Raw genomic sequence first — 26,756 nt, 5'->3', positions numbered from 1 at the left:
ACGGAGGAGTGAGCGAAGCGAGCGTTGCCGGTTAAAAAAGAAAAGACAGTCGTATGGCTGTCTCTTCTTTTTTAGCGTAGCGTACAAAACGGACAGCTCAAATGCACTGAAGTAAAGCCAAAGAAGATGTTTATTCCCATTTAAAATATTTTATGGAAATAGCAAAACAGATTAATGCGGTAATACTCATAATAACAACCGGGAATATAGCATTTTCAATCGGCGACCCAAGAAATGCGTTTTTCATTAGCTGAATACCCTGTGTCAATGGAAAGATACTGATAATTTTTTGCATGGTAATAGGCATAACCTCAAAGGGAAGCGTTGTACCCGAAAAAGTCAGCATAGGGAAATATAAGATACAGGCAATTACGCTTGCGCTTTTCATGTTTTTGGCAATTCCACCAATTAACAATCCGATACTCAAAGTCGATACCATAGTCAAAAGCCAGCTTCCCAAGAATAACAGGAAAGAACCATGTATTCTTATTTTCCAAAACAGCATGGCGGTAAGGAACAGCGTAAGCATTGATACGATGCAATAGATAACATAAATCAAAAATTCTACCAAAAGTAATTTTGCTGGGCTGACAGGGGTAACTTGAAAACGCTTCAAGATTTTTCGTTCCCGATATTCTGATACGACAAGGGGCAGACCCATTAGCCCACCCGCACAAATGGAGATACAGCATAGTGCGCTGAAAGACTGTTCCATAAAAGTGTATGCTGCTCCGTCTCTGGCGGGTTTTGTTCCGTAAATGAAGCCAAGCAAACCTAAGACAATCAGTGGCACGATAACAGCGAAAATAACCATATTCATGTTTCTGATGTTTAGCTTCAATTCATTTTTCAAAAGTGTTCCAAATGATCTCATTCTTTCTCTACCTCCTCACCGGAAAGCCTAAGATAAGCGTCTTCAAAGTTTTCGCATTTACTGGCTTTTTTTGCCTGCTCAACGGCTCCGAGAAATATGATTTTCCCGTTTCTCAAAATACAAATTTCATCACATAGGGCTTCCACTTCGTCCATGAAATGGGAAGTTAAAAAGATAGTCAATCCCTTACTTTTTAATTCAGATAATATTTTCCAGACATCACGCCGGGCTTTTGCGTCAAGTCCGGTAGTCAATTCATCAAGAAATACTAGCTCCGGGTTCGGGATTAAGGAAAGTACGATGAATAAGCACTGACGCTCCCCGCCGGACAAGCTCTTTAACGCATTTCCAATCTTACCTTCTATTCCAAATTGTTCACAAAGCTTTTTCCAGTCGGCAGGAGCATCATAAAGACAAGAAGTTTCTTCACATAGTTCTGAAACTTTTATTTCCGGCTGATAATCGCACTCTTGGAACTGAACGCCCACATTTTGAAACAGGCGATGCCTGTCCTTTTTAGGATTATACCCCAAGACCGATATTGTTCCGCTATCGGCATTTTTTGTACCTAAGATACATTCGATTGTTGTGCTTTTTCCTGCACCGTTTGCGCCAAGAAGCCCGTAAACGGTTCCACGCTTTACGGACAAACTGATTTTGTCTACTGCAAACAGGTTGCCGTAGGATTTTGACAATCGCTCCACATTGATTACAGTCTGCATAATAAGACCTCCTTTTGTTTCTTGTGAAATAAGAATACCACCAATGAAAACATTGGTGGTAAAGTGTAGGGTTTATGAAAATTCAATTTTCATATCGTACAGCATATCCAAAATCGCAATAGCATTTTTTTCTGCTACTGACAGTGAGACAATTAGTCTGTCGCAGACAGAAATAATATCATCAGTCTGTTTCGGTGTATTCAAGGTGGCTCGAATATCAGCATCTGGATTTTGGGATAGCTGCTGCAACAAACGAAGGATTGCCTCTAAGGAGTAATTTGCACATCTTAATGTGCGAATGATCTTTAGCCGCTGTATATCCTCATCGGTATAGATTCGATACCCGTTATCTTTTCTTTTTACTGTAAGTAAGCCGTTCATTTCCCAGTTTCGGAGCGTGTCCATAGAAATATCGAGCAGTTCTGATACCTCTTTTCGCTTCTGATACTGCGAATTTTTCTCAATATCTCCGGATAAAATTTGCTTTACAATTTCAATGGCTTCTTCCGCGTTCCGGCGTTCTCTCCCGATTTGTCCTAAGTAGTTTTTCGTAAGCGTAATAGCTGTATCAAAATCTCCTGCTGCTGATATAGTAAGCATTTGTGCAATGTTTTTTCTTAACCCGTTCTGCAATACCTCTACTTGAAATGCAAGGCGTATCAGTTTGCATTGCTTTATATGAAATTCTGTAAATATGCGATACCCATTTGGCAGCCGTTCTGGCTTAGGTATCAGCTTCAGTTTTTCGTATAATCGTACTGTATTTGGATGTATTCCGATGATTGCGGCAACTTCCGCAGTTTTGTATGTGGTCACAGTTTCTCACCTCCGTTCTCTCTCAACCACTATATCACAGAAAAAAGTCTGGTGGTATAGTGTAGGGATTTATTTTAACATAGATAAATCATAATTGAAACAAAAAAACTTCTTTACAAATTCGATGAATTGAACTATAATAAATAAGTACGAACAAATTGTTCGTGCGCTATTAGCTCAATTGGATAGAGTAGCGCACTACGAATGCGAAGGTTAGGGGTTCGAGTCCCTTATGGCGCACCAAAAAAATATTGAAAACCCAACGTTTATAGCGTTGGGTTTTTCTTTGGACTACATTTAGACTACATTTTTACTAAAGAGGCGTAGAACTGGTCGAGCTTTTCTGATACATTCTTATCTGTACTTTTGAAGTAATATTCGTACACTTCTTGCGTAATTCGTGTGTTAGTATGTCCTAATCGTTTAGACACGTCAACAATCTGAACACCTATAGATGAGAGGATTGCGGCGTGGGTATGTCTCAAATCGTGCAAAGTGGTATCTTTTAATTCGTATTTCTGCAAGAAACGTTTAAACCAGCGATATGTATTGTTTGGATGGTGGGGTGTTCCTTCTGGAATTGTAAAGACGTAGCCACTATCTTTATAATCGTTAGTTAATATTTTTTTGTAGTATTGTTGATAATCTTTTAAAATTTCCAGTATGCCCATAATAAAGGTAGGGGCGGTAATCAACCTAATAGACCCTTCTGTTTTAGGGGTATCTTCTATTACGCCGTCATCGGGAACTACTAGCCGTATTCTTTCAATACTGATAGTATGTTTTTCAAAATCTATATCTTCCCAGCGCAAACCCATGACCTCACCTGCACGCATACCAGTAAATAATATTAAAAGGACCGCTGTTGCATGGGTTCGCCCTGACTCAGTTTCACGCTCCTGTAATAGTAAAGAAATTAAATCTGCGATTTCATGTTCTTTGTAAAAGTCTTTCGGGACTTTATATTTTTTTGTGGCTTTGGGCACTTTCACATGTTCGCAAGGATTTTTTTCTAATAATTCAAGGTCTTCTACGGCATATTTAAAAAGCGTGCTTAGTAGCGATAGAGCATTCTTGATAGTCTTTGGAGATAGAGGTTGCTTTGTACGTTTATTCTTTCCGTTTTCGGACAAATCTTTAACCCAATCCCTGATTTGAACCTTTGTTATTTTACTAATTTTTTTGTCACCGAAGTACTGTTTGATTTGGTTTTCATAAATGGCGGCATATCTTTTGCGAGTAGAAATTTTGAGATCGGTACTAATGTTGCCATTATGAGCCATAAAGTCGTTATATAAAGCGTCTAAAGATGTTGCATCGGGTGTTGAGACATTGCCGTTTATTATGTCGGCGAGAAATAATGCTGCAGCTTCTTGCAGCTGCTTTTCAGATACATAGTCAACCTCTCGATAATAGCGGCATGGTTTTCCGTCAAATCGCTTGCCACGTGTTATAGTGATTTCCACTTTTCCGTTATTTTTTCTTTTAAAACTTGCCATAGTATTATCCTTTCCTGTTTTTTGGGTACAAAAATACCCTTAACGCTTGATTTTTAAGGGCTGCGATGATACAATATGATTGCTTAGGTCGGTATTGTATCATTACAGTCCGATTTTTAAACGTCCTTGCGCCAACAGGGGCGTTTTTATATGCTTAGTTAGGAATTCTTGAAACCAATTACAGGACTCTTTCTGAGATCAGCTTGCCTATCTCTACGATATCATTTGCACCAGAGAATTCAAGTTTAACCTTTCCAAGTCCAGAGAAATACATCTCAAGTTCACTATCCATATCAAGGACACCTGCAGTTTCAACTGAAAATGCTTGTATTTTGCTGTAAGGAAGTGATGTAAAATCTTTCTTTTTGCCCGTCATACCCTGAACATTTACCGCAATCATTCTTTTGGTTGTGAAGATTACGTAATCACGAATACCCGTGTATTCTGAAATAAACTCTTCACCAGCGATAAATAACGGTTGAATGTCTTTTTCGTGATCGAATCCTTTTGCTTTTTTCAGTTTGAAAACGGTTCCATTCTTAAAATCAATCATTTCTTTGTTCCTTTCTTCTGTGAAAATTGCAGTAATTTATTCGGCAAATCTTGCCATAAAACGCTCAGAAAGCGTTTTTTTCAGCAGCTAATAATCATTTAAGTATATCCTTAACACCAGCCGTGGTTTTATGGGATACTCTGTTTTTTACTGACTTGACAGGATCTTTTGCAAATCCTACGCCTTTCTTACCATAAAGGGGGTATAGCGCTCTTCATATTTCTATAATTTGTAGTATGGCGGTTCTTTCCAATTTGTTATATAATTAACACAAGGAATTCCTTAGTACTTATTTCCATTAATTCACTGTAAGATATTTCTTGAACAGAGATGTCTTCGGTGGAATCTGTCCTTTTTCAGGAGGTACTTATGAATCCAGAAATCAATTATAAGAAAGAGGTTTACAAACTATTGAAAACTCTTAATGATGTAAAAATCTACAAGTTCCTATATGATTTCCTTATCACTGTTAGGGAAAATTGGTGACAAAAGAGGGCAATGCGCCCTCTTTATTTTTTTGCTAATAAAGAGTCAATATATCCGTATACCCGTTGTCTTTCATCATCTGGCAGCGAATGAAATTTCTTGACGTATTCCGTGAATGTAGTATCCATCAGCATGTAGGCGACAAATGCGCCGCTTTGCTCTATGTTGGCATCAAATCCCAGTAAATACGAAGGAGTGCATTCTAAAACAGCTGCCATTTTCTTTATAATAGGGCGTTTGATATTCTCAACCCTTCCATTTTCATACTTTGCTATGGCAGATTTTTTCAAACCTATCTTTTCGGCTAATTCTTCTTGTGTATATCCCATAGCAATGCGCCGTTCTTTTATTCTATCAGCCATTGTCATGTGGTATTCCTCCTTTAGTGTCTTAATTATACTTCATAAATTTGCATAAATCAAGCGAAATTTGAACAAAGTGTCTTAAAAAGACCAAAAAAAGATTGACGCAGACAAAAACGTGTGATATTATGAAAGTGTCTTAAAAAGATACGGAGGAGGTGATATGATGAACAAAAACAGATTGCTCTCAGTCATGAAGCTACATGGAGATACAATGGGAGATGTTGCGAAATATCTAGGTATAGCAAGAAGCACGCTATCATCTAAGGTAAATGAACATGGTTCAGAATTCAGCAAAAGCGAAATTGTAAAAATAAAAGAGAGATATAATCTGTCAGCAGATGAAGTGGATCTTATTTTTTTTACAAGTTGAGTGTCTTAAAAAGACACAAAAAGTATGGTGAAGACAGGAGGAAACAATGGAAAAAATCATAATCCGAAAATCAACGGGTAAGCCAATTGGAAAAACAGGTGGTACGATCTGGATTTCCAAAGATGTAAATGATCAACTAGAAGCGATTAGCGACGAAACAGGCATCGCAAAGCAGCGCATCACAGATTTTCTTTTGCGTAAAGCCTTAGCTGTCACTGTAATCGAAGAAAGCGAAATCTAAAGAAAAAAGCCCATGCTGCAAACATGGGCAATAGGTCAAAGTGACCTGAAAATGTACTTAATAATATTTTATCAGAAAAAAAGGAGGAAATCAATGTTTTTTGTAATCACTTACGAAGATGGCACAAGAAAACATCTCGAAGCTGGGAAATATGCGGATGCGGTAGAATTCGCAGAAGCTTTTAAGACTGATTCAATGGGATCATACACAGTCGAAGAATATGCAAGCGAAGAAGACTGGGAAAATTCGTTGTAGGAGGGATGACAATGGCAATCGAAAAGTACTATTCGGCAAACGAAGTTATGGCGATGCTGAAGATATCGCCCACAACCCTTTACAGGCTGCAGGTCAGCGGTGAGTTGACCCCGGCTAAGGTTGGGAATCTAAGGCGATTCGCAGAAAGTGACATTCTCAGTTATTTAGAAAAGAAAAAACACAAAGGAGAAACCAGATGAACAAAGATGTTTTAAATGAAATATTAAAAAAACATAAGATGTGGCTTGATAACGAAAATGGCGGTACGAGAGCAGACCTACGGGAAGCAGACCTACGGAGAGCAGACCTACGGAGAGCAGACCTACGGGGAGCAGACCTATGGAGAGCAGACCTATGGGGAGCAGACCTACGGGAAGCAGACCTTGATTTTAGCTGTTTGCCTTTATGGTGCGGCAGCTTAAATGCGCATTTTGATGACAGAGTATTAATCCAGATTGCTTACCACTTGATAAAGGCAGGATTACATAGCAAAAACGCAAGCCCAGAAACCAAAACAGAACTAACAAAGTTAATTGATTTTGCAAACAGATTCCACCGAGTGGGGGAATGCGGAAAGATTGAAAAGGAGAAAGGACAGTGAAAAAGTATAGGCTGAACGAACGTGGCAAAATTCAGCTGGCGGCAGCGGGACTGATTGCACTGCTCTTGGCAGTGGCTTACGGAACAATCTACGGCACTGCGGCTATTTGTTGAAAGGAAGAGCCTGACACCGTCCCTTTAAATGTAGAGATGGTAAGGCTCGAACAACAACTTGAAGCGGCTGAGAAAGTGAACCCGAACTGCACAGGTAGCGTAGAAGGAATGATTATCGTAGCTTGTCAGTATTACGGCGTTGATTCTGACATTGCACTAGCGATTGCAAGGCTGGAAACGGGTAACTTTACTAGTGCAGCCTTTACAGAGTGCAATAACGTTGGAGGTATGAGCATTGACGAAGTGCCCATTGTCTACAGGTCGCTGGAAGACGGTGTTGATGACTTTGTCCAAAATTTAGCTAAAAACTATTTTGGCAAAGGATATGACACCGTTGAAAAAATCGGAAAAAAGTATTGCCCTGTTAATCCAAATTGGGCAAGAGAAGTGAAGAAAATTATGGAGGAAAATTATGATTCATTGTGAAGCAAAGAGAGATGGCGTTAATGTGACCATAGCTGGAACAGGAAAAGACGTAGCCCTTGAGTTTTTAACGATTATTGGAACAATTTACGCAGATTTACTAAAATACCATACAAGAGAAGATGCAAGAAAGGATATGGAGGCGTTGTTGAAAGACGGTATAGATACAGGCGAAGCAGCCGCCAGAAGGTTAAAAGAAAATGGTTGAGATGCAGATTCTGAACAGTCATGCTGAATGGCTGTCGAACCGTCAGAGAATTGGCGGAAGCGATGCCGCCACGGTTTTAGGATTAAACCCTTGGAAGGACAACGTTACCTTGTGGCTGGAAAAGACGGGCGCAGCTGTAGCTGAGGACATTTCAGAAAAGCCATACGTCAAGTATGGACACGAAGCTGAGCCAATGCTGCGTAATCTGTTTGCCTTGGACTTTCTAGAATATCAGGTTGATTACGTGGATAACAATATGTGGATCAATGATAAATACCCGTGGGCTCACGCATCATTGGACGGCTGGCTGACGGATCAACAAGGAAGAAAAGGAATCCTTGAAATCAAGACCACGAATATAGTTCGTGCGGCGCAAAGGGCAAAGTGGAAAAACAGGATTCCAGACAACTACTATATTCAGCTGCTGCATTATCTGCTGGTTACAGAATTTGACTTTGCCGTCTTAAAAGCCCGCCTGAAGTCGGATTATGGAGGAGAAGTCAAAGCGGAAATTTTGCACTATGTAATTGAGCGGACAGCAGTGGAAGAAGATATCAAGTACTTAGCCAGCAAAGAGAAAGAATTCTGGGATTGTGTGCAGGAGAGAAGAGAACCTGCGCTGATTCTGCCAGAAATATAGAAAGAGAGGAAGATATGGAATTAAGAATTGAAAAAGTCGAATTCCCGAAAGCGATTGAGTTTAACTACGAAGAGTTAAAAAAGGAGATCACCGCAAAAGCGGAACTTTACAGAAACATGGTATTTACGGACGATACCATCAAGGACGCAAAGACGGCAAAAGCAGACCTTAATAAGCTGATTGCAGCAGTGGAAACCGCCCGAAAGAGAGAAGAGAAGAGATGCTTGCAGCCCTATGAAGAGTTTGAAAAGAAGATGAAAGACCTTGTTGCGATTATCGCAGAACCGGTGCAGCTGATCGACTCTCAGGTGAAGTCCTATGAAGAGAAGCAGAAGCAGGCAAAACTTGAATCAATCGTTGCCTACTTCGATGGCAGGAACGAATTTGAATGGCTTCGCTTTGAACAGATTAGCGATCCAAGATGGTTAAATGCGACCTTTGCCATGAAAAAAGTCATTGAAGCAATTGAAGAAAAAATTGGCAGCATCAAGGCGGATCTGGAAACACTGAACAATCTGCCAGAATTCAGTTTTGAAGCCATCGAAGAGTACAAGCGAACTCTGGACATTAACAAGGCAATAGCAGAAGGGCAGCGGCTAGTAGACATCCAGAAGCGCAAAGAAGCCGCCGCCGCTAAGGAAGTACCAGATGAAAGAGTAGCGGAAGAGCCTGCAGGTTGCGCTCATGATGATGCGGATAAGCAGTGGATTGGATTTGAAGCGCTGCTCTCAATCGAAGATGCAAAAGAACTGAGAGCATTTTTTAATCGAAATGCAATCAATTTCAGAATGCTTTAAGAAAGGAAGGTTGAAATATGGATATTCAAAATAGTTTAGCGCCGAAGCCGCCTGTGGATGTTGGCAACAAGGTTGTAGAATATGAATGCAACGGTCAGATGGTTAAAATCAGCCCGAATATCATCAGGCAGTATTTAGTCAATGGGGATGGCAGAGTAACAGATCAAGAGGTTGTAATGTTTCTTAATCTTTGCAAATTCCAAAAGTTGAATCCTTTCCTGCGTGAAGCGTACTTAATTAAGTACGGCAGCCAGCCTGCAACCATCGTAACAGGCAAAGAAGCAATCACTAAAAGGGCGATGCGTAATTCCAGCTATGCGGGTCAGCAAGCGGGTGTTGTTATCCTGAAAGAAGACGGAAGTTTGGAGAACAGGATAGGAACAATTGTTATTGATGGCGAAACATTAGTCGGGGGCTGGGCGAAAGCCTTTGTAAAAGGCTATGAGAACCCTATAGAGGTATCCGTATCCCTAAATGAATACATCGGCTTAAAGAAAGATGGGACGGTGAATAGCAATTGGCAGAAGCGCCCTGCCAGCATGATTAGAAAAGTTGCACTTGTACATGCACTACGAGAAGCTTTTCCAGAAGACCTTGGCGGCATGTATGCCGCAGAAGAAACGAACGAGGTTGAAGAAAACTTGCCATCTGGAGTGATTGCAGAAAACGTCATTGAATCTGTAGAAATTGCTGAAACGGAAACGGTTGAATATGTTTCTGACGTACAGCAGGCATTATTTGGAGAGTAAAAGGCATGTACGAATTATACAACGAATTACAGCAGAAGACAAAAGACCTTGAAGTCAGCATCAGACAGCTGCGAAAAAATGGAATAGCTTATGCGCAGGCAGAAAGGGACTATAAGATTCTGCTGCGGCATGAGTGCCTGAAGCTACGAGAAGATGGAATGGCGATCGGTATGATTGATAAAACTTGCTATGGAATCCCTGCAGTTGCAGAAGCCAGATATGCCAGAGATGTTGCAGAAGCCGTATATAAGGCAAACCAAGAAGCAATTAACAGTATTAAGCTACAGCTGCGGTTAATTGAAAGTCAGATCCAGCGAGAATGGGGGTTGCCTAATGGTTAAAAGATTAACAAGTGTATTCACGGACAATATGGGCAATTGCATTTTTACAGGCAGTCCATATGTGGAAAGACATCACATCTTCGGCGGATGCTACCGTGGAAAATCTGAAAAATACGGCTTTGTCGTGCCGCTGCGCTACGATCTCCACCCAAATGGCGCAAGGGTCAATCCGAAGTATCGGCGACAGGTTGATGACTACCTAAAGAAGATGGCACAGGAATACTTTGAAAGACACTATGGAAGTCGTGATGAGTTTATGGAGATCTTCGGAAGATCTTATTTATAGAAAGGCAAGGTGAAAACATGAAAGTTGATTTAAAAGAAATGGTCGGCGGTGCTTTGAACGAGAAGTTCCAGCACTCGTTTGACAGAGTAATGGAGAACCTACAGGATGTGAATACGCCTTACAAGGCAAAGCGTGAAATTACCATCAAAATGTCATTTGAACAGAATGAAGCCCGTGACAATGTCATGACATCAATTAAGGTAAGTGAGAAGCTGGCAGCACAAGGAGAATTGACGACTCAATTTGCTGTCGGGAGAGATCTTCGAACAGGTGAAGTGATCGCTGAAGAGTATGGCAATCAGCTGAAAGGTCAATTGGGATTTGGAAAAGAAACAGTCGACATGACAACAGGCGAAGTTATCCCTGTAGATTTCAGAAAGGTAAAATAGGTGAAAAGTATGATTAAAGAAGCATTGCAGTATATTGTAAATCTCGGAGAAGCTAAAACGCAGGAAATCCACGGTGACATATATTCAGACAAGACATTGTTCAGGGTTGAACCGTATGAACCAAAAGCAATGAAACTGACGGTAAATACCCTTACAGGACTGCTTGATTATATTAAGTCAGGAACGGATGTAATGAGTGACAGCATGATTGTTGAGGTCACCAGCCCAACAATGGTGAAGGTGTATTCAGAGTTGGATTACAACAGAAACAGAGAATATCTGATAGAAGCTGACGCACTGCTACCGTATTTCAGCTTTGACTCTTTCATGGACAAAGAATCTTTCTGCATTGCATTACAGTCAAAATTTATAAAAAACGACGACAGAGAAACCTTGCTAAAGTTTGCGGGAACTGTTGAAGCTGGAACGATAGCGCAGTATGGCGATGATGGCGTTACGCAGAAAGCGACAGTCAAAACGGGACTTACTTCTAAAAGCGAAGCAATTGTCCCTAATCCAGTACTGTTAAAGCCATACAGAACATTCTTTGAAGTAGAACAGCCTGAATCTGCATTTATCTTCAGAATGAAAGAAGGAAGTGGTGTGGCTTGCGCCATCTTTGAAGCTGATGGCGGCGCATGGCAGATCGATGCAATGCAGAGAATCAAAGATTACCTTGTAGATCAGCTGGAAGACTACCCTATGTTTACGGTAATCGCTTAAAAAAATATCGAAGTCGTACAGCGATTTTATAGTTTGAATTAGAGAGTTAATCAACATCAGACAAAAAAACGCTGTACGACTCACACAGAACACCACAAAAGGAGAAAAAGAACATATGAATAGTGTGATTTTAATAGGAAGACTTACCCGTGACCCGGAGGTCAGATACACCGCAAGCACGCAGATGGCAGTTGCAACCTTTACCGTTGCTATTGACAGACCTGTAAGATCAGGCGGCGAGAAGCAGACAGACTTTCCCCGCATAACCGTTTTCGGTAAGCAGGCGGAAAATTGCGAGAAATACCTGGCAAAAGGCAGATTAGTTGGAATTCAAGGGCGAATCCAAACAGGAAGCTATCAGAACAAAGATGGTGTCACTGTTTACACAACCGATGTTGTAGCAGACAGAGTAGAATTTTTAGAATTCCCGAAACGTGAAGAAAATAACGTGCAGACGCATGAACCGCAGGAATCCGCAGAATCTTTCCACGAATTTCAGGCGATAGATGAAGAAGTGCCGTTCTAAGGAGGTTGGATATGGAAATTGTATGTGGAAAGTATGTCCTGAAGTCCGATAGCTTGAATATGTGGATTGAAGAACTGTATACAGCTAAAAACGGAGAAGCAGCAAGTAGGATTGTTACAGGGTATCATCGTGACTGTGAACATCTGCTGGACAGCTTTGCAATGAAAAAGTTGCGTGGATCCGAAGCACAGTCAGTGATTCAGCTGTTAGCGGATATAAAGGCAGCGGAATCCGATATGCGGGAGTTGTCTAAAACGCTGTCAGAATCAATAAATAGAGGTGATAACGGTGATTGAATTCGTAATTGAAGGTAAACCGCAGGGAAAGGCAAGGGCAAGAACTTTTTACAATCCAAAGCTAGGGAGAAGCCAGAGCGTGACACCTGAAAAAACAGTACTTTACGAAAATTACATAAAGCAGTGCTTTTTAGAGCAAGCAGAAGAACGCTGGTTTGATAAAGAACCGCTGAAAATGGATATAATCGCTTTTTTCGAAATACCGAAAAGCATGTCTCAAAAAGACCGTAAAAAAATCGAAGCAGGGGATCTTTTCCCGACAAAAAAGCCTGATGCGGACAACATCGCAAAGGTAATCTGTGACGCACTTAATGGTATTGCTTATAGCGATGACACTCAAGTTATACGCCTGAATATTTGCAAGGTATACACGGATTTTGAACCCCGTGTAGTAGTGAGAATTGAAAGAATAGGGGGTTAAAACATGGAAAACTTGAAAACGACAACCGACATCGTGAAAAAAATTCTTGAAAAACATCCAGAAACCCGAAGCAGCGACAACCTGCTTTATATCGAAGTGACAAAGTACTGCGGCGAAGAAGTAGGCTGCAATATTTGCGGATTTCCGTTTGCTGATGTGCTGCGCTGTATGAGTAAGTGGGGGCTGCCGTCAATGGAAACAGTCGGCAGATGCAGACGCAGAGTGCAAAGACTTTATCCAGAATTAGCAGCAACAGATGATGTTTGTGCATTTAGAGCAGAACGGGAAGAAGCGTTCAGAGAATACGGAAGGGACTGACACTATGGCTGAACGCAGAATGTTTACAAAGAAAATAATTGATTCTGACGCATTTTTAGATATGCCACTCACGACGCAGGCGCTTTATTTTCACCTGAACATGAGAGCGGATGACGATGGTTTCGTAAACAATCCTAAAAAAATTCAGCGAATGATTGGGGCATCGGATGACGATTTGAAATTACTGATTGCTAAAAGGTTTGTTCTGGCATTTGAAAGTGGAGTTGTCGTTGTTAAGCACTGGCGCATGCATAATCTGTTGCGAAAAGACAGATATAGCCCAACTCAGTATCAAGAAGAAATGTCACTATTAGTACTAAAAGGGAATGGAAGTTACACCGAATCCATTGAAATTTTAACGGATTCAGCAGAAGACAACCAACTGGCAACCGCTTGGCAACCAGATGACAACCAACTGGCAACACAGGATAGTATAGGTAAGAGTAGTATAGGAGAGATAAGGGAAGGTAAGGGAAGAGTAGATTATAACGGTATCAGAGATGCTTACAATACCCTTTGCCCATCTCTTCCTGCTGTCAGATCCTTATCTGATGCAAGGAAAAAAGCGATTAAAGCAAGGCTGAATAGCTATTCGGAAGATGATCTGCTAGAGGCATTCAGGAAAGCTGAAGCCAGTGACTTTTTAAGGGGGCAGAACAATCGAAACTGGCAAGCGAACTTTGACTGGATTATCAAAGATGCAAATTTAGCCAAAATCCTTGATGGTAATTATGACAATAGGTTGTCTTATACAGGCAGAAAAAGTAAAGCAGCTGAAATGTTGGATGATTCTTACCGCATGATGGCAGAATGGGCAGGTGGCGAAAATGAATAGAGTTGATTTTATCAAAGGCTCTACACATCTGCTGGATAGAACAGCATATGAAGCGTTTAGGAACATTGAAAGAGAGGAAAAGCGAATGAGCAGAGCAGGCGAAATATGGGAATGCGAATTCTCAAATGGAACAATAAGAGAAGTGATTATTCTATCAGACCAAGGGAGTATATGCACAGTTGTAATCTTACAGGATGAAGATAATGGATACTGCGATATCCATGTGAACTGCAAGGGAAGAATGCATGCAAACAGTGCAAAATTGCAATATAGCTATGACAAGTACTTAACAAACTTTATCAGGAAACTTACGGATGAAGAATACGCTGAAATCATGGCGTTAGTTGCAGAATCACTTGGCATTAGCCAACAGGTTATCGAAAAAGAAGTAATCAAAGAGGTGGAAGTAGTCAAAGAAATTCCTTGTGGAGACAACATCGAACGGGAGAGAATCAAAGCTCAACTTGAAGTTTATAAAGGCATGAACGAAAGACTTTTGAAGGGGTTGTTCAGGAATGAATAAACAGGAATTTGGAGTTCTTACAGCTGCTATTAAGACGGCATATGCGAACGAAAAGCTGTTCCCCAACAGTCAGGCAATGGAACTGTGGTTTAGAAACCTGCAGGATATCCCTTACAATGCTGCCAGTGCTGCCTTTGACAAATGGATAGTTACTAGTAAGTGGGCTCCTACCATCGCAGATATCAGGGAAATGTCTGCCAGCATCATGAACGGAGATACAGCGCTTTGGTCTGATGGTTGGGCGCAAGTTATGAATGCCATCAGAAAATATGGTTGCTATAACCCGGTTGCGGCGCTGGCAAGCATGGACGATATAACAGCCGAAACGGTAAACAGAATTGGCTACATGGAATTGTGTAGATCCGAAAACACAACGGCGGACAGGGCGAATTTCAGAATGATTTTCGAACAGCTTGTAGAGAGAAAGCAAAAGAAAGCCCTCATTCCTGCATCCCTGCAGCAACGAATTGAACAGATCCAGAAAGGAGAGCAATTGGGATATGAATGCGAAAGAATACCTGCGCCAGATTCGAAAGATTGACATAATGATTGCCAATAAGACGGCTGAAGCTGAGCACTGGAAAACAGTAGCAAAAAATACAAGCACATATTCGGAGGGTGAAAGGGTGCAGTCATCAGGGAATAAGCAGAAAATGGCTGATGCAGTATGTCGGTATGTTTCAATTGAGCAGGATATTAACAATTCTGTGGCATACTTAATTGCCATCAGAAAAGAGGTTATAGCGACAATAGAGATCCTTGAAGCCGCAGAATATGATGTTCTCCATAAAATCTATGTGCAGTACAAGGATTTTACTGAGATTGCTGACATGATGGGTAAGTCTTATTCATGGGTAACGACAATCCACGGCAGGGCACTGTTGCATGTGCAAAAAATACTGAAAGAAAGGGAAAAAGCTGATGAGTGTACCGAGAGCAAAGAAAAAGAAGAAACCGAGAACGCATAGACCGACCAAAACGCCGTTTGAGATTGTAAAAACGACTAATTACCTGAATCTTGCGGTAATGATAAGGACGCTGAAGACTGTATATGAATGGGAAGATGAGCAAATCGCAGAATTTGTGGAAGCATACATTGCCCTTATGGGTGAAGTGGGCACAACAAACACGGTCGGCGGCTTAATAAGAGAAACTAAAGAAATGGCTGGCATTGATGTGAAAGAACTGCTTGACGCAGTGGATAATGATTAAACTTATATGAGATTTCTTGTAAAGTCACAAGAAATTCGTGATTGATATATGAGGAGGCAGAAGATGAAAACCATGGTTAAGCTGTTCAGCGGTGACTTTTTAGATTACCTCAATGAAATTCCTGATAATAGCGTCGATTTGATCCTGACCGACATCCCTTTTATGATTTCAAGAGATGGAAATTTCCAGACGATGAAAGACCGAAGGAACCGAATAGGTCTTGATTTTGGGGAGTGGGACAAGGATTTTGATATTACAATCATAGCCAGCCTGCAGGCTAAAATCAGAAAAGGCGGTAGTTTCATAACATTTCATTCTTTTGAGCAGTATTCGGCGTTGCAGGATGTTATGTCTGATTTGATCTTCAAGGATAAAATCATTTGGGAGAAAACAAACCCTATGCCAAGAAACCGGGATAGACGCTACATATCAAACATAGAGATTGCATCTTGGTTTGTTAAACCGGGCGAGAAATGGACGTTCAACCGCCAGAGTGATAAATATGACGGCAGCGTCATCCGATACCCATCCGAAAGCGGCGGTGGATTTAAGCGATATCATCCATGCCAAAAATCGCAATCAGTTCTCACTGAACTAATACTCAGACACAGCAATGCAGGAGATGTGATATTAGACCCATTTATGGGGTCAGGAAGCACAGGTGTTGCGTGCGTAAGAACAGGAAGATATTTTATAGGCATAGAGCGTGAAAAGGAGTACTTTAAAATTGCAGAAGAAAGGATAAGTGAAGCATGAAAATTATTATTGAGATGATACCCATAATCGGAATTGTAGTTTTGACTGTAGCTTATGTGACAAGCGCAATTTCCACCGTGAAGACAAATAGGAAAATGAGAGAAATATTTGCTGAAATGGAAAAAGAAAACAGATTGGGGAAAACTCCTATCAAAATTGGTGAAACATTTCTTTGCCCCCGCTGCGGGGCGAAGATGGACGGAGGGGAGGTATAAACATGGTATATTTAGCATATACCGCTGCATGGATATCAACCGCGGCGGCAGCGATTGTGGGAATGATGGAAACTGGTAGCGCATGGTGCCTATGGGTGATGCTAATACCTGCATTAATAAAAATAAATGATAAGGAGCAAGAACGGTGACAGGAGTAAATGAAATTAACAGACTGATAAAAAAGGAACTGGAGGAAGCAAACAAAGTGCATCCAATGTTCCAAAGCAATCATGAAGCATACGCTGTCATCCTTGAGGAAGTGGAAGAAACGCAGGATGCGATGGACAGCGCAAAAGTCCATCTGGAACAGTTTTGGAGTGACGTTAGAAATGATTGTAATGGAAAAGAGGAAATTGCCATACTGAGAGGTTACATGATTGAAGTTGCCAGAGAAGCGATACAAGTTGCCGCAATGTGCACTAAAGCCATAGACAGCATGACAGTATAAATTGCAAAGATTAAGCCCTGATCTGCACTAGGGGCTTTTTCTTTATAAAAAATAAAAAAGTATTGACAAGGTACACACCTTTTAGTATAATAAAGATACAATAAAGAACGGAAAGGAAACAAGAACAATGAGAGGAACCGAAAAACAGATTGCATGGGCAGAAGAAATTCAGAAGATCGTTATTGATACATTAACAGAAATGCATGATTTTTTTATCAATGATCAGCAATATGATGGAAATAATCCTGTGCATATCCAGAGAGCGTTAAGTTTTTTAAATAACATTGAAGCAATCAAAAACGAAGAATATGCAGGTGATATCATCGAAATGTTCAGCAGAGTAGCGGATAAAAAAGATAAAAGCGCTATGGAACGTTGGAAGTGCTTCATTTCCTGTCTTGCAGTAACAGGCAACTCACATAAAAATAAATATGAAAGATAAGGCGTACAACATGGAAAAGAAAACCGATAGAATACAGATTAAAATCCAACCGTCAATCAAGGCAAGAGCACAAGAACTTGCAGAGGCTGATGGACGCACCCTTAGTAATTATATAGTTAAGTTGTTGGAAAACGAGATCAATAAAAAAGAAGCAGCGACAAACGGAAACTATGCTACATCTTTCACGAACAATACAGACCTGTATATGGTTGTTGGAGATTGTAAGCATATTGGATTTATCGGCAGCAGAGAGAAGGCGCATGACTATTACAAAAATCTAGATATCATGTATAAAGGTTGGGGAGTTGCTGATATTGTAGCCCCAAAAGAGACGGTAGCACACTCATGGATGCCGCACTGGAATGAAAATGGCAAACTTTTGGCAGCAAATGAAAAAGAAGTAAATGCAATAAGGGAAAAAATTGCACAGCTTGAGTCAAAAATAGATACAAAAACCGAAGAAGAACTTAAAACCCAAAGCGGTAATCTTTTTTCAGATGCAAATGATGAAATTTTAAACCTTAATATAGAAATTGCAGAACTTTACAAGATGCTGGAATAATAGGCATTTGTTTTGTACTAAAATGCAAACAATTGTATATCTTTGTATCTGCTGTGACATTTTTGTATAAAGTTGTATAAAGTTGTATAACATTATTCCAAAATCCGTGCTATGATGTAGATTGTAAGAGCAGGGCAATTCGTCACTCTTTCAGATTTTTTCCTTCATACCCACACTGTTATAATTCGGTGTGGGTGTTTCAATTTCACAGAAAGGAGCAGAGCATGGCAAAATTAACGGCGAAACAACAGAGATTTTGTGATGAGTACCTGATTGACCTGAATGCGACACAAGCGGCTATAAGGGCGGGTTATTCAAGAAAGACGGCATATCGAACCGGAGCCGACAACCTCAAAAAACCTCAAGTTGAAGCGTATATTAGCCAGCGCATGGCAGAAAAAGAGTCTGAACTGATTGCAGGGCAGAATGAAGTTTTAAAGTATTTAACATCTGTTCTTCGTGGGGAAAGCCAATCTACAGAGATTGTTATTGAAGGAATCGGCGATGGAATGAGTGAAGCCAGAACGATGACTAAAGCACCATCGGAAAAAGATAGACTAAAGGCTGCTGAACTGTTAGGTAAGAGATATGGACTTTATACTGACAAGATAGAGGCGGAGATTGACACAGAACTTCATATTACAATAGATTACGGAGATACAGAAAATGATAAAGGTTGATGTTCTTGGAACCGAATACACAATTCTGTTTGATATGCCTGAACAAAGTATGCCTGATGATGCTGACGGCAGCATGGACGGTAGCACTAAAACAATCAAGATAGGGCATTTTGAGGTTTCGAAAAATAGTTTACAGGATATGGAAAACTACAAAAGGAAAGTTGTGCGGCATGAAATACTTCATGCTTTTTTTATGAATCAGGACTTTGGGTCAATAGCGGCACATCCGATGCGTGGGGATGTGATGAATCAATCACTGATTGGTTTGCCATTCAGTCACCAAAGATATTCAAGGCGTTTAAGGATGCTGATGCGCTATGAAGAAGCATAAGAAGAAAAGAAAAACGCCAATCCCTAAAGGGAAGCGCAGGAAATATCAGTACAGGTGCATTGATGGGAATTGGACATATTATCCGTCGGCTTACTGCAAATACCATCAGGGAGTTCTGACAGCCGGTTTGATGGCAACTCACAGATGCAAGCAGAGAAATTGCAGACGGCTGGACGAAACGCAAAAATTTGAATGAAACTCTCATGGGCTCGTGAAGCCTTTTTTATTTTACTTACTGTCAAGTTATCGATAAAGCGAATAAATACGACACATCAAACGATGAGAAGACCACAATAGCAAATTGACGAGGATATGACAACATGAACATAATGCTAAAATCTAATCCTTGCTTCCGTGAGGTCAATCGGAGCCAATTACGGTATATCGTTATGAAAGGATCTGCTGGATCTGGCAAGAGCATGGACACGGCGCAAAACTACATATTGCGACTCATGCAGGACAAAGGCAGGAATCTTGTTTGCATCAGAAAGTCAGACATAACAAACCGTGACAGCACCTATGCAGAGTTGACAGGTGCTATTTATCGTATGTTCGGAAATATGTCCGAAAGGTATTGGGACATAAAATTGAGCCCGCTCAATATTACTTGTAGGGCAAACGGGAATCAGATAATCTTCAGGGGCATGAATGACGATAAGCAACGTGAAAAGCTGAAATCAATCACGTTTCAGATGGGAAAGCTAACGGATGTATGGATAGAAGAAGCAACTGAACTGACACAGGCAGACTTTGAAATCATAGATGACCGTTTGAGAGGGGAACTTCCAGCAGGGCAGTTTTATCAAATCAGAATGACTTTCAACCCGGTGAATAAAAACCACTGGCTCAAGAAGAATTTCTTCGATAGACAAGATCCTGATGTTTTGACTCATCATTCCACCTATTTGATGAACAGATTCATTGACGATGCGTATTTGCGCAGAATGGAACGGCGTAAAGAAGTCGATCCAGAAGGATATAGAATCTATGGATTGGGAGAATGGGGAGAAATCGGCGGTCTGATTCTGCATAACTGGGAAATCGAAGAGATTAGCCAGAACTTAGGCGATTATGACGATATAGCGATAGGTCAGGATTTTGGATTTAACCATGCTAATGCCATTCTGCTGCTGGGAATCAAGGACGATAACATCTACATTCTGGACGAAATTTATGTGCACGACATGGACACGGCTGAGATTATCCCGTTAGCAGTGGAACACAGCATTCCAAAAAACAAGGATATGTACTGTGATTCAGCTGAACCTGACAGAATAAAGATGTGGAAGAAAGCGGGCTACAGGGCTAAAGCTGTAAAGAAAGAACAGAACTCTGTAAAAGCACAGATTGACTGGCTAAAAGGTGTTGTTAGCAAGGACAAAGTCGTGCGGCGAAAAATATACGTGCATCCTCACTGTACAAATACCATCAAAGAATTGCAACAGTGGAAATGGAAAAAGGACGATAGAACCGGTGAATACCTTGATACGCCTGTTCCGTTTCAGGATGATGCGATGGCAGCCCTGAGATATGGCATTGAGGGGTGGCGAAAAGAAAAGCAGTGGTTGCTTTAATCACAAGAAAGGGGCTTGTATGCTTACATTAGCAGAAATCAAAAAATTCATAGATGATGATGCAGCCAGCATGAAGAAAAGGCTTGCTAAAACAGGCAAGAAGTACTATGAAGCTGAACACGATATTTCAAAATACAAACTGTTTTACTACAACGCAAGCGGTGATCTTGTAGAGGATACATACAGATCCAATATAAAGATTCCACACCCGTTCTTTTTGGAAATAGTGGATCAGGCTGCGCAGTACATGCTGTCAGGCAAAGACGCATTTGTCAAATCAGATAACACTAATTTGCAGGCTAAATTAGACGAGTATTTCAATTACAACACGGATTTCACAGCGGAATTGTACGACTTGGTTTCAGGCGTTATGCAAATGGGATTCGGATATCTCTACGCTTATACAAAAGAAGATGGAACAACGGCATTTCAGTGTGCGGATGCGCTGGGAGTGGTTGAAGTGGAATCAAGATATACCAGCGATGGAAAAGATTATATCATCTATTGGTATGTTGAGAAAATCGACAAAAATAACAAAAAAATCAAGCGTATTCAGGTTGTTGACGAAGAAAACACATATTTCTTTGTACAAAATGGAAGCGCAGGAATCGTAGAAGATAAGTGTTACCATGGGAAAGCCGTTAGACCTCACAAGACATTCACCAAAGATGACGATTCTACCATTTACTATAATTCATGTGGCTTTATCCCTTTCTTCAGAATGGATAACAATAAAAAACAGGTCTCGGATCTGCATCCAATCAAGGCTCTGATAGACGATTATGACTTAATGGCATGCGGAATGTCGAACAATATTCAGGATGCAGCTGAATATATCGTTGTCGCAAGAGGGTTTCAGGGCGACAGCATGGAAGAACTTATTCAGAACATTAAGACTAAGAAGCACATTGGAGTTGATGAAGATGGCGGCGTTGACTTCAAGGTTGTAGATATCCCATTCGAAGCAAGAAAGGAAAAGCTTGAACTGGATGAAAAAAACATTTACAGGTTTGGATTTGCAGTCAATATCAATGCGTTGAAGGATACTTCTGCCACGACAAACATTGCAATCAAGTTTGCATACACCTTATTAGATCTCAAATGCAACAAACTTGAAATCAGACTGAAGCAATTCCTTCAGCAGCTTGTGAAAGTCGTTTTGGATGAGGTCAATTTGATGGATGGTACTGATTATCAGATTAAAGATGTATACTTTGACTTTACCCGTGAAATCCCTGCTAATATGCAGGAAAATGTACAGAACAAGCTGACAGAAACTCAGAAACGACAAGTAGAAATTAATATTCTGCTGGATTTGGCATCATATATCGACAATAAAACGATGATGGAGTTAATCTGTGAGCAATTGGACATAGATTATGATGAAATCAAAGATAAACTGCCTAATCCTGACGATGCTGTTAATGATTTAACAAATGCGGAAGGTCTGCTGGATGAATAAAAAACAGATTGAAGTTGAAAAAGCCAAGTTGAAAGCAGAAGAATATATGCTGAAGCGGCTGAAAGCCATTTATGGCAAGGCTGCGCAAGACATAACTAATAAACTGAAAATTATCAATGGAAAAATTAGCGTTCTCCTAAAGGATTTTGAAGCACTTGACGAAATCCAAAAGTCAATATTGCAATCTCAGATTTATCAGAAGAAATACCAAGAATCGCTGAAAAAACAGATTGATACCTTTTTGAAGGATTTAGCATCAAATCAGTATGACTCTATTGCAGATTACATGAAGAATGGATATCAAACCGGCTTCATCGGCACTATGTATGATCTGCATGGTCAGGGTATTCCGCTGATTCTGCCAATAGACCAAAAAAAAGTGATTGATGCGATGCGTCACAGTACGAACATCAGTGAAAAGCTATATAAGAAGCTGGGTGAAGATGTGGAATTTCTGAAAAAGCGTATTGCAAACAATGTTTCCAGAGGGATAGCATCGGCGTATGAGTATAAGCACATTGCCAGAAATATTGCATCTGATTCCAACGTTGGCTTCAACCGGGCGATGAGAATAGCCCGAACAGAAGGTCACGGAGTGCAGTGCAGGGCTGCATGGGATGCCCAACATGCAGCAAAGAAAGCCGGGGCGGACGTTGTGAAACAATGGGATGCTACTTTAGACGCAAGAACCAGAGATTCGCACGCCCTTGTTGATGGAGAAATCAGAGAATTGGAAGAGAAGTTTTCCAACGGCATGATGTTCCCCTCAGATCCTGCTGGCGGCGCTGCTGAGGTAGTCAATTGTCGTTGTGCATTGCTGCAACGGGCAAGATGGGCGTTAGATGATGCGGAATTAAAGACATTGCAAGAAAGAGCAGGATACTTCGGGCTGGATAAGACGGAAAACTTTGAAGATTTCAAGCAAAGATACTTGAAGATAAGTCCACTCACAGAAACGGATCAAAAATCTATTATTGATTATATGGGCGCCAAATCTTACGTGATTAACGATAAGTTAAGAAATTATAAGCAGTTGACACCTGAAGAAGCAAAGTTTACAATTGAGTTAGATTCTGCACTAAAGAAGCTGGATACCTATAAGGGAAATCTTTCAAGGTCATTATACTTCATGTCAGAAGAGGCTATAAATTCATTCTTGGCGGCTTATTCGATTAACGGTATGATTACATACAAAGAGTATCTTTCGACCACCAAAGGAGAAGTGTATAACCCAGATGGACAGGTGCAGATATACATTAGAAACTCCAAGAAAGGAAAAGACATATCTGCGCTGAATCCCTCCGAAGCCGAAGTCATATTTGAAAGAGGAACGACATTTAGAGTTATCAAGATGGTTAAACGGAATGGAATCACGCATATATTGTTGGAGGAAGTAGATGAGTGAAGAATTGAAGAAGGGGATTCCAAAAGCTGTACAAATTGGTAAAGGGGAACCTCTAACGAAAGAAGAGGTTGAATACTACGATGTAGAATTTGAAAAAATCCTGAAAGAAGCAGGAGTTTTGAAAGAATGTGAATCTATAAATGACATGGAGAACCTTGAATGAGGTTCTCTTTTTATGCAAAGAAAGAGGTGAAAATATGAAAAAATGGATTAAGGCAGCAAGTATTAGAGCCGTCAAAACAATGGCTCAGACGGCGGCTGCGATGGTCGGAACCAGCATGGTTTTAGAAGAAGTAAGCTGGATGACAGTGGCAAGCGCTGCGGTGTTAGCGGGTATTCTATCGTTGCTTACCAGTCTGAAAGGGTTGCCAGAAGTAGAAAGCGAGGAAGTATGATGAATAACGACATTCAGATTACTATTTCAACCATTCTGGCGCTGTTTGGTGCGCTGGCGGTTGTCGCCGGGGGCGTCAAGGTGATTATGCAGCTATGTTCTCCTTTCAGGCGATTGATAGAACGTATCACAGAATGTGAAAAACGGCTTGACGCACACGATACATTTCTCGGAAATGATAAGCAGGAGATAACAGACATCAAAGAATTGACGAGGGAAAACATGCGTGTCAATTTGGCACTGCTGAATCATTTTATTGATGGAAATGGTGTGGAAAAAATGAAAGAACTCAGGGAAGAAATTCAAGATAGAATCTTTTAGGAGGTGTGATATGGCGAAGAAGCCAATTATATTATTCTTGTCACACGGTCACGGAAGCGGAGCGGACAAAGGAGCCGTGAACGGCAAATTTGTTGAATTGGAACTGGCTAAAAAAGTGACAAAGGCTTGCTATGATTATTTGATGAAAACTCCATCAGATAAGCGGGCGTGGAAAGTTGATTACAGCGAAAGGAAAGTTAGCGGCTACACCCTTGCAGAGCAGGGGCGGAAAATCCAATCCTATCAGGGCAGATACCGCACTGTAAGCGTGGATATACACTTCAACGCTGGCGGCGGCGATGGTGCAGAAGTCTGGGTAACAAACAAGTCAGGCGACAGAAAAACACTAGGGACAGAATTAGGGAACAGCATTCTTGCCAACTTAAAGAAGATTGGACAGAACAGTCGTGGTGTGAAGTATAGCAATGACTTGTACTTTATCAACACGCCACCAAAAGGTGTGTCTGTGCTGGTGGAATGTGGTTTTGTGGACAACATTGTTGACCGCAAGGGTTTTGACACAGACAAGGAACTAAAGTCATACGGTCAGGCGATTGCCAAAGCACTGATTAAATACGCCGAAAAACACGAATAAGTTAGATGCCACGCAAAAGCGTGGTTTTTTTATTGTCCAAAACGGCTGAATGACGTTTAAAAGCTGCCTGATAGCCCTGAATCAAGGCGTTTAAACTGATTCTGCAGCGGGAGATACCGCATTTAATAACGAAGCAAAGAAAGGAAAAAGAAATGGAATTCTTAAAAGAAATTTTAGGCGACGATCTCTTTGACAAGATTAGCGAAGCAATCAACAGTTGGAATGGCAATGAAGCCAACAAAGAAAAGCAGGTTAAACTTGCGAATCTTTCAGGCGGTGAATATGTAGGGAAGGGGAAGTATGACGCTCTAACCGAGTCCCTGAAAGGCAAAGACGCAGAACTAAGCACGGCAAACAAGCTGATTGAAGAATTGAAGAAAGGCACAAAGGGCGACGATGAACTTCAGGGCAAAATCACAACTTATGAAAGCCAGATTAAGACATTGCAGGAAGAGAATGCAGAAATCAAGCTAAAATCTGCAATCAAGGTGGCTTTGCTTTCTGAAAACGCTGTGGATGTTGACTATTTAACATACAAGCTGCACGAAAGTTTGAAAGAAAAGGGAGAGTCCTTAGAACTTGATGAGAATGACAATATCAAAGGCTGGGAAGACAGAATCAAAGGCTTAAAGGCACAGTTCCCATCAATGTTTGACTCGAAGGGTAGAACTAAAAAATTCGAAGAAAATAGACTACCTGAAGGCGATGAAGACAGAGACACTGAGCCAACCAGCTTAGCACAGGCGATTCAGATGGAATATGAAGAAGAATAGAGAAAGAGAAGGTGATAATCATGGCAATGACATTAAAAGACATGAAAGAGGGAATGTCTAACAAAGTAGCACAGCAGGTTGTAGACGTATTCCTCAGGAATTCCGAGATTTTACAGTTGTTAAACTTTGACAACTGTGTTTCTCCTCAGGGCGGCAGTACCCTTACATATACCTATATGCAGAAAAAGCTGCCATCAATTGCAACATTCCGTGCGCTGAATACCGAATACACCGCAAACGAAGCAACTTTGGAACAGAAATCTGCTGATCTGAAAATCTTCGGAGGTAAGTTCTCTATGGACAGAGTCCTGAAGCAGGCAGAAGGTAAGTACAATAACATGGCTTTCCAGATGGAAGAGAAAATCAAGTCAGCCATTTCATTACTCCATTATACCCTAATCAACGGCGATGCAACCACTGATACCGAAGAATTTGACGGATTAGACAAGCTGCTTGCAGGTACAACGACTGAATTTAACACAGATTCCGTCCTCGACATTTCCGACATTGGAAAATTAAAAGAAAATGCAGATCAGTTCTATGAATCCCTGCAGGTTCTTATTAGAACCACAAGTGCCGATGCTCTGCTGATGAACACATCTATGATTACCAAGATTCAGACTGTTGCCAGAATCCTTGGTTACAAAACAGAATCCGAAGAAGCTTTCGGCAAAAAGGTAACCACAATGGACGGCGTTAGATTGATGGATTTAGGCAATCATTACACCGTAAACGATGGTGCGGCTGTCGCAAACAGCGTTGTAAAAGCGGGCTTGTCCAGAGAACTTGGCGGAACTAATGTTGATGGTCTGACAGATATTTATGCTGTTAAATTCGATGTAAATGACGGCTTCCATGCGGCATCTTTGACAGGGGATAGTGCAATCACGCAGTATATTCCGAATTTCAAAGATCCAGGTGCAGTAAAAGACGGTGAAGTTGAAATGGTTGCAGCAACAGTATTGAAAAACACACAGCACGCAGGTGTTCTTAGAAACGTTAAAATTGTTTAATTTATGGGGCGGCGCTGCCGCCCTGATTTAACAGGAAGGTGATTAAAATGGCAAAGAAATACATTGTTAAAACAAAAACAAATCCAGATTTTTGCGGAATTGGCGCAGGCGGAGTCCAGTTTGCACACGGAATGGCAGAAATCGAAGAAGGAAGAATGGTGGAATGGTTTAAAAATCACAAAGGATATTCTGTTACACCTGCT

General features: G+C 40.9%; 47 protein-coding genes and 1 tRNA gene. 42 read left to right on the top strand and 6 right to left on the bottom strand.

Annotated features, from left to right (window positions below):
- Nucleotides 1-130: 130 nt before the first annotated feature.
- The 3 genes from D1151_RS04950 to D1151_RS04940 all read right to left on the bottom strand — a co-directional run bounded on the left by D1151_RS04950 (nt 131) and on the right by D1151_RS04940 (nt 2,412).
- Nucleotides 131-874 carry an ABC transporter permease gene (locus tag D1151_RS04950; RefSeq protein ID WP_161908190.1) on the bottom strand — a complete coding sequence of 248 codons (744 nt, stop codon included), beginning with the start codon at nt 872-874 and terminating at the stop codon, nt 131-133.
- Entirely contained in the window at nt 871-1,596 is a 726-nt protein-coding gene (locus tag D1151_RS04945; protein ID WP_161908189.1) for an ABC transporter ATP-binding protein, read from the bottom strand. Before D1151_RS04945 ends, D1151_RS04950 begins: the two co-directional genes overlap by 4 nt.
- A gap of 72 nt (nt 1,597-1,668) precedes the next feature.
- Entirely contained in the window at nt 1,669-2,412 is a 744-nt protein-coding gene (locus D1151_RS04940) for a MerR family transcriptional regulator (RefSeq protein ID WP_161908188.1), read from the bottom strand.
- A gap of 166 nt (nt 2,413-2,578) precedes the next feature.
- Here D1151_RS04940 and D1151_RS04935 point away from each other — a divergent pair.
- A tRNA-Arg gene (locus D1151_RS04935) sits at nt 2,579-2,655 on the top strand.
- 59 nt (nt 2,656-2,714) lie between these two features.
- Here the strand turns inward: D1151_RS04935 and D1151_RS04930 are convergent.
- The 3 genes from D1151_RS04930 to D1151_RS04920 form a co-directional block, all read right to left on the bottom strand.
- Nucleotides 2,715-3,911 (bottom strand): site-specific integrase, encoded by a 1,197-nt coding sequence (locus D1151_RS04930; protein WP_161908187.1) that lies wholly within the window; start codon nt 3,909-3,911, stop codon nt 2,715-2,717.
- A 178-nt stretch (nt 3,912-4,089) separates the two neighbouring features.
- Entirely contained in the window at nt 4,090-4,464 is a 375-nt protein-coding gene (locus D1151_RS04925; RefSeq protein WP_161908186.1) for a PH domain-containing protein, read from the bottom strand.
- Nucleotides 4,465-4,973: 509 nt separating this feature from the next.
- The gene (locus tag D1151_RS04920) at nt 4,974-5,318 is read right to left on the bottom strand and encodes a helix-turn-helix domain-containing protein (protein WP_161908185.1); all 345 of its coding nucleotides are present in this window, start codon (nt 5,316-5,318) and stop codon (nt 4,974-4,976) included.
- 160 nt (nt 5,319-5,478) lie between these two features.
- Between D1151_RS04920 and D1151_RS04915 the strand changes: the two genes are divergently transcribed.
- The 41 genes from D1151_RS04915 (at nt 5,479) to D1151_RS04715 (ending at nt 26,553) form a co-directional block, all read left to right on the top strand.
- Complete coding sequence (locus D1151_RS04915) at nt 5,479-5,685, top strand: hypothetical protein (RefSeq protein WP_202620385.1); 207 nt, start codon at nt 5,479-5,481, stop codon at nt 5,683-5,685.
- A gap of 46 nt (nt 5,686-5,731) precedes the next feature.
- Nucleotides 5,732-5,926, top strand: coding sequence for a hypothetical protein (locus tag D1151_RS04910; RefSeq protein ID WP_161908183.1), 195 nt, complete (start codon nt 5,732-5,734; stop codon nt 5,924-5,926).
- A gap of 93 nt (nt 5,927-6,019) precedes the next feature.
- Nucleotides 6,020-6,181: a hypothetical protein gene (locus D1151_RS04905; protein WP_161908182.1), complete on the top strand. Its 162-nt coding sequence runs from the start codon at nt 6,020-6,022 to the stop codon at nt 6,179-6,181.
- Between the two features lie 11 nt (nt 6,182-6,192).
- Nucleotides 6,193-6,381, top strand: a complete 189-nt coding sequence (locus D1151_RS04900) for a helix-turn-helix domain-containing protein (RefSeq protein WP_161908181.1) — start codon at nt 6,193-6,195, stop codon at nt 6,379-6,381.
- Entirely contained in the window at nt 6,378-6,782 is a 405-nt protein-coding gene (locus tag D1151_RS17320) for a pentapeptide repeat-containing protein (protein ID WP_161908180.1), read from the top strand. Before D1151_RS04900 ends, D1151_RS17320 begins: the two co-directional genes overlap by 4 nt.
- Before the next feature lie 149 nt (nt 6,783-6,931).
- Complete coding sequence (locus tag D1151_RS04890; protein ID WP_161908179.1) at nt 6,932-7,321, top strand: glucosaminidase domain-containing protein; 390 nt, start codon at nt 6,932-6,934, stop codon at nt 7,319-7,321.
- A complete protein-coding gene (locus tag D1151_RS04885; RefSeq protein WP_161908178.1) occupies nt 7,308-7,526 on the top strand; it encodes a hypothetical protein in 219 nt (72 codons plus the stop codon). Before D1151_RS04890 ends, D1151_RS04885 begins: the two co-directional genes overlap by 14 nt.
- Nucleotides 7,519-8,166, top strand: a complete 648-nt coding sequence (locus D1151_RS04880) for a YqaJ viral recombinase family protein (protein ID WP_161908177.1) — start codon at nt 7,519-7,521, stop codon at nt 8,164-8,166. Before D1151_RS04885 ends, D1151_RS04880 begins: the two co-directional genes overlap by 8 nt.
- A 14-nt stretch (nt 8,167-8,180) precedes the next feature.
- Entirely contained in the window at nt 8,181-8,963 is a 783-nt protein-coding gene (locus D1151_RS04875) for a DUF1351 domain-containing protein (protein ID WP_161908176.1), read from the top strand.
- Nucleotides 8,964-8,980: 17 nt separating this feature from the next.
- On the top strand, nt 8,981-9,712 hold the full coding sequence (gene bet, locus D1151_RS04870) for a phage recombination protein Bet (RefSeq protein WP_161908175.1): 732 nt from the start codon (nt 8,981-8,983) through the stop codon (nt 9,710-9,712).
- 5 nt (nt 9,713-9,717) lie between these two features.
- A complete protein-coding gene (locus D1151_RS04865) occupies nt 9,718-10,053 on the top strand; it encodes a hypothetical protein (protein ID WP_161908174.1) in 336 nt (111 codons plus the stop codon).
- Entirely contained in the window at nt 10,046-10,339 is a 294-nt protein-coding gene (locus D1151_RS04860) for a phosphoenolpyruvate carboxykinase (protein WP_161908173.1), read from the top strand. The genes D1151_RS04865 and D1151_RS04860 overlap by 8 nt, the downstream gene beginning before the upstream one ends.
- 17 nt (nt 10,340-10,356) lie before the next feature.
- Nucleotides 10,357-10,728, top strand: a complete 372-nt coding sequence (locus D1151_RS04855) for a hypothetical protein (protein WP_161908172.1) — start codon at nt 10,357-10,359, stop codon at nt 10,726-10,728.
- 9 nt (nt 10,729-10,737) lie between these two features.
- A complete protein-coding gene (locus D1151_RS04850) occupies nt 10,738-11,451 on the top strand; it encodes a hypothetical protein (RefSeq protein ID WP_161908171.1) in 714 nt (237 codons plus the stop codon).
- A gap of 115 nt (nt 11,452-11,566) precedes the next feature.
- Nucleotides 11,567-11,977: a single-stranded DNA-binding protein gene (locus tag D1151_RS04845; protein ID WP_161908170.1), complete on the top strand. Its 411-nt coding sequence runs from the start codon at nt 11,567-11,569 to the stop codon at nt 11,975-11,977.
- Nucleotides 11,978-11,988: 11 nt separating this feature from the next.
- Nucleotides 11,989-12,273 (top strand): hypothetical protein, encoded by a 285-nt coding sequence (locus D1151_RS04840; RefSeq protein ID WP_161908169.1) that lies wholly within the window; start codon nt 11,989-11,991, stop codon nt 12,271-12,273.
- The gene (locus D1151_RS04835; protein WP_330588286.1) at nt 12,257-12,694 is read left to right on the top strand and encodes a RusA family crossover junction endodeoxyribonuclease; all 438 of its coding nucleotides are present in this window, start codon (nt 12,257-12,259) and stop codon (nt 12,692-12,694) included. The genes D1151_RS04840 and D1151_RS04835 overlap by 17 nt, the downstream gene beginning before the upstream one ends.
- A 3-nt stretch (nt 12,695-12,697) precedes the next feature.
- Nucleotides 12,698-13,012 carry a hypothetical protein gene (locus D1151_RS04830; RefSeq protein ID WP_161908168.1) on the top strand — a complete coding sequence of 105 codons (315 nt, stop codon included), beginning with the start codon at nt 12,698-12,700 and terminating at the stop codon, nt 13,010-13,012.
- 4 nt (nt 13,013-13,016) lie between these two features.
- Nucleotides 13,017-13,847, top strand: coding sequence for a hypothetical protein (locus D1151_RS16635; RefSeq protein ID WP_202620383.1), 831 nt, complete (start codon nt 13,017-13,019; stop codon nt 13,845-13,847).
- Nucleotides 13,840-14,370, top strand: a complete 531-nt coding sequence (locus D1151_RS04820; protein WP_161908167.1) for a hypothetical protein — start codon at nt 13,840-13,842, stop codon at nt 14,368-14,370. Before D1151_RS16635 ends, D1151_RS04820 begins: the two co-directional genes overlap by 8 nt.
- On the top strand, nt 14,363-14,911 hold the full coding sequence (locus tag D1151_RS04815) for a replicative helicase loader/inhibitor (RefSeq protein ID WP_161908166.1): 549 nt from the start codon (nt 14,363-14,365) through the stop codon (nt 14,909-14,911). The genes D1151_RS04820 and D1151_RS04815 overlap by 8 nt, the downstream gene beginning before the upstream one ends.
- Nucleotides 14,871-15,338, top strand: a complete 468-nt coding sequence (locus tag D1151_RS04810) for a hypothetical protein (RefSeq protein WP_161908165.1) — start codon at nt 14,871-14,873, stop codon at nt 15,336-15,338. The genes D1151_RS04815 and D1151_RS04810 overlap by 41 nt, the downstream gene beginning before the upstream one ends.
- A complete protein-coding gene (locus tag D1151_RS04805; protein WP_161908164.1) occupies nt 15,292-15,582 on the top strand; it encodes a hypothetical protein in 291 nt (96 codons plus the stop codon). The genes D1151_RS04810 and D1151_RS04805 overlap by 47 nt, the downstream gene beginning before the upstream one ends.
- A 63-nt stretch (nt 15,583-15,645) precedes the next feature.
- Nucleotides 15,646-16,338, top strand: coding sequence for a site-specific DNA-methyltransferase (locus D1151_RS04800; protein ID WP_202620382.1), 693 nt, complete (start codon nt 15,646-15,648; stop codon nt 16,336-16,338).
- Nucleotides 16,335-16,553 carry a hypothetical protein gene (locus D1151_RS04795; RefSeq protein WP_161908163.1) on the top strand — a complete coding sequence of 73 codons (219 nt, stop codon included), beginning with the start codon at nt 16,335-16,337 and terminating at the stop codon, nt 16,551-16,553. The genes D1151_RS04800 and D1151_RS04795 overlap by 4 nt, the downstream gene beginning before the upstream one ends.
- Nucleotides 16,554-16,555: 2 nt before the next feature.
- On the top strand, nt 16,556-16,702 hold the full coding sequence (locus D1151_RS04790; protein ID WP_161908162.1) for a hypothetical protein: 147 nt from the start codon (nt 16,556-16,558) through the stop codon (nt 16,700-16,702).
- Nucleotides 16,699-17,001 carry a hypothetical protein gene (locus D1151_RS04785; RefSeq protein ID WP_161908161.1) on the top strand — a complete coding sequence of 101 codons (303 nt, stop codon included), beginning with the start codon at nt 16,699-16,701 and terminating at the stop codon, nt 16,999-17,001. The genes D1151_RS04790 and D1151_RS04785 overlap by 4 nt, the downstream gene beginning before the upstream one ends.
- 127 nt (nt 17,002-17,128) lie before the next feature.
- Entirely contained in the window at nt 17,129-17,443 is a 315-nt protein-coding gene (locus D1151_RS04780) for a hypothetical protein (RefSeq protein WP_161908160.1), read from the top strand.
- 10 nt (nt 17,444-17,453) lie between these two features.
- A complete protein-coding gene (locus D1151_RS04775) occupies nt 17,454-18,005 on the top strand; it encodes a hypothetical protein (protein WP_161908159.1) in 552 nt (183 codons plus the stop codon).
- 224 nt (nt 18,006-18,229) lie between these two features.
- Nucleotides 18,230-18,685, top strand: a complete 456-nt coding sequence (locus D1151_RS04770; protein ID WP_161908158.1) for a terminase small subunit — start codon at nt 18,230-18,232, stop codon at nt 18,683-18,685.
- Nucleotides 18,672-19,016, top strand: coding sequence for a hypothetical protein (locus D1151_RS04765; RefSeq protein ID WP_161908157.1), 345 nt, complete (start codon nt 18,672-18,674; stop codon nt 19,014-19,016). The genes D1151_RS04770 and D1151_RS04765 overlap by 14 nt, the downstream gene beginning before the upstream one ends.
- Nucleotides 19,003-19,212 carry a hypothetical protein gene (locus D1151_RS04760; RefSeq protein ID WP_161908156.1) on the top strand — a complete coding sequence of 70 codons (210 nt, stop codon included), beginning with the start codon at nt 19,003-19,005 and terminating at the stop codon, nt 19,210-19,212. The genes D1151_RS04765 and D1151_RS04760 overlap by 14 nt, the downstream gene beginning before the upstream one ends.
- Before the next feature lie 124 nt (nt 19,213-19,336).
- Complete coding sequence (locus D1151_RS04755) at nt 19,337-20,590, top strand: PBSX family phage terminase large subunit (RefSeq protein WP_161908155.1); 1,254 nt, start codon at nt 19,337-19,339, stop codon at nt 20,588-20,590.
- Between the two features lie 19 nt (nt 20,591-20,609).
- Nucleotides 20,610-22,052 carry a phage portal protein gene (locus D1151_RS04750; RefSeq protein ID WP_161908154.1) on the top strand — a complete coding sequence of 481 codons (1,443 nt, stop codon included), beginning with the start codon at nt 20,610-20,612 and terminating at the stop codon, nt 22,050-22,052.
- Nucleotides 22,045-23,457 (top strand): phage minor head protein, encoded by a 1,413-nt coding sequence (locus D1151_RS04745; RefSeq protein WP_161908153.1) that lies wholly within the window; start codon nt 22,045-22,047, stop codon nt 23,455-23,457. Before D1151_RS04750 ends, D1151_RS04745 begins: the two co-directional genes overlap by 8 nt.
- Nucleotides 23,450-23,620, top strand: coding sequence for a hypothetical protein (locus D1151_RS04740; RefSeq protein WP_161908152.1), 171 nt, complete (start codon nt 23,450-23,452; stop codon nt 23,618-23,620). The genes D1151_RS04745 and D1151_RS04740 overlap by 8 nt, the downstream gene beginning before the upstream one ends.
- Before the next feature lie 34 nt (nt 23,621-23,654).
- Nucleotides 23,655-23,852 carry a holin gene (locus tag D1151_RS04735; protein WP_243151165.1) on the top strand — a complete coding sequence of 66 codons (198 nt, stop codon included), beginning with the start codon at nt 23,655-23,657 and terminating at the stop codon, nt 23,850-23,852.
- Nucleotides 23,849-24,172, top strand: a complete 324-nt coding sequence (locus D1151_RS04730) for a hypothetical protein (RefSeq protein WP_207708616.1) — start codon at nt 23,849-23,851, stop codon at nt 24,170-24,172. Before D1151_RS04735 ends, D1151_RS04730 begins: the two co-directional genes overlap by 4 nt.
- A gap of 10 nt (nt 24,173-24,182) precedes the next feature.
- Nucleotides 24,183-24,767 (top strand): N-acetylmuramoyl-L-alanine amidase, encoded by a 585-nt coding sequence (locus D1151_RS04725; RefSeq protein ID WP_161908149.1) that lies wholly within the window; start codon nt 24,183-24,185, stop codon nt 24,765-24,767.
- A 152-nt stretch (nt 24,768-24,919) separates the two neighbouring features.
- Complete coding sequence (locus D1151_RS04720) at nt 24,920-25,540, top strand: phage scaffolding protein (RefSeq protein ID WP_161908148.1); 621 nt, start codon at nt 24,920-24,922, stop codon at nt 25,538-25,540.
- A 20-nt stretch (nt 25,541-25,560) separates the two neighbouring features.
- Nucleotides 25,561-26,553, top strand: a complete 993-nt coding sequence (locus tag D1151_RS04715) for a major capsid protein (RefSeq protein WP_161908147.1) — start codon at nt 25,561-25,563, stop codon at nt 26,551-26,553.
- Nucleotides 26,554-26,756 lie beyond the last annotated feature (203 nt).

It is taken from the genome of Emergencia sp. 1XD21-10, from assembly GCF_009936045.1.
Classification (GTDB): Bacteria; Bacillota; Clostridia; order Peptostreptococcales; family Anaerovoracaceae; genus Senimuribacter; species Senimuribacter intestinalis.
This window is presented reverse-complemented; position numbering and strand designations above follow the sequence as displayed.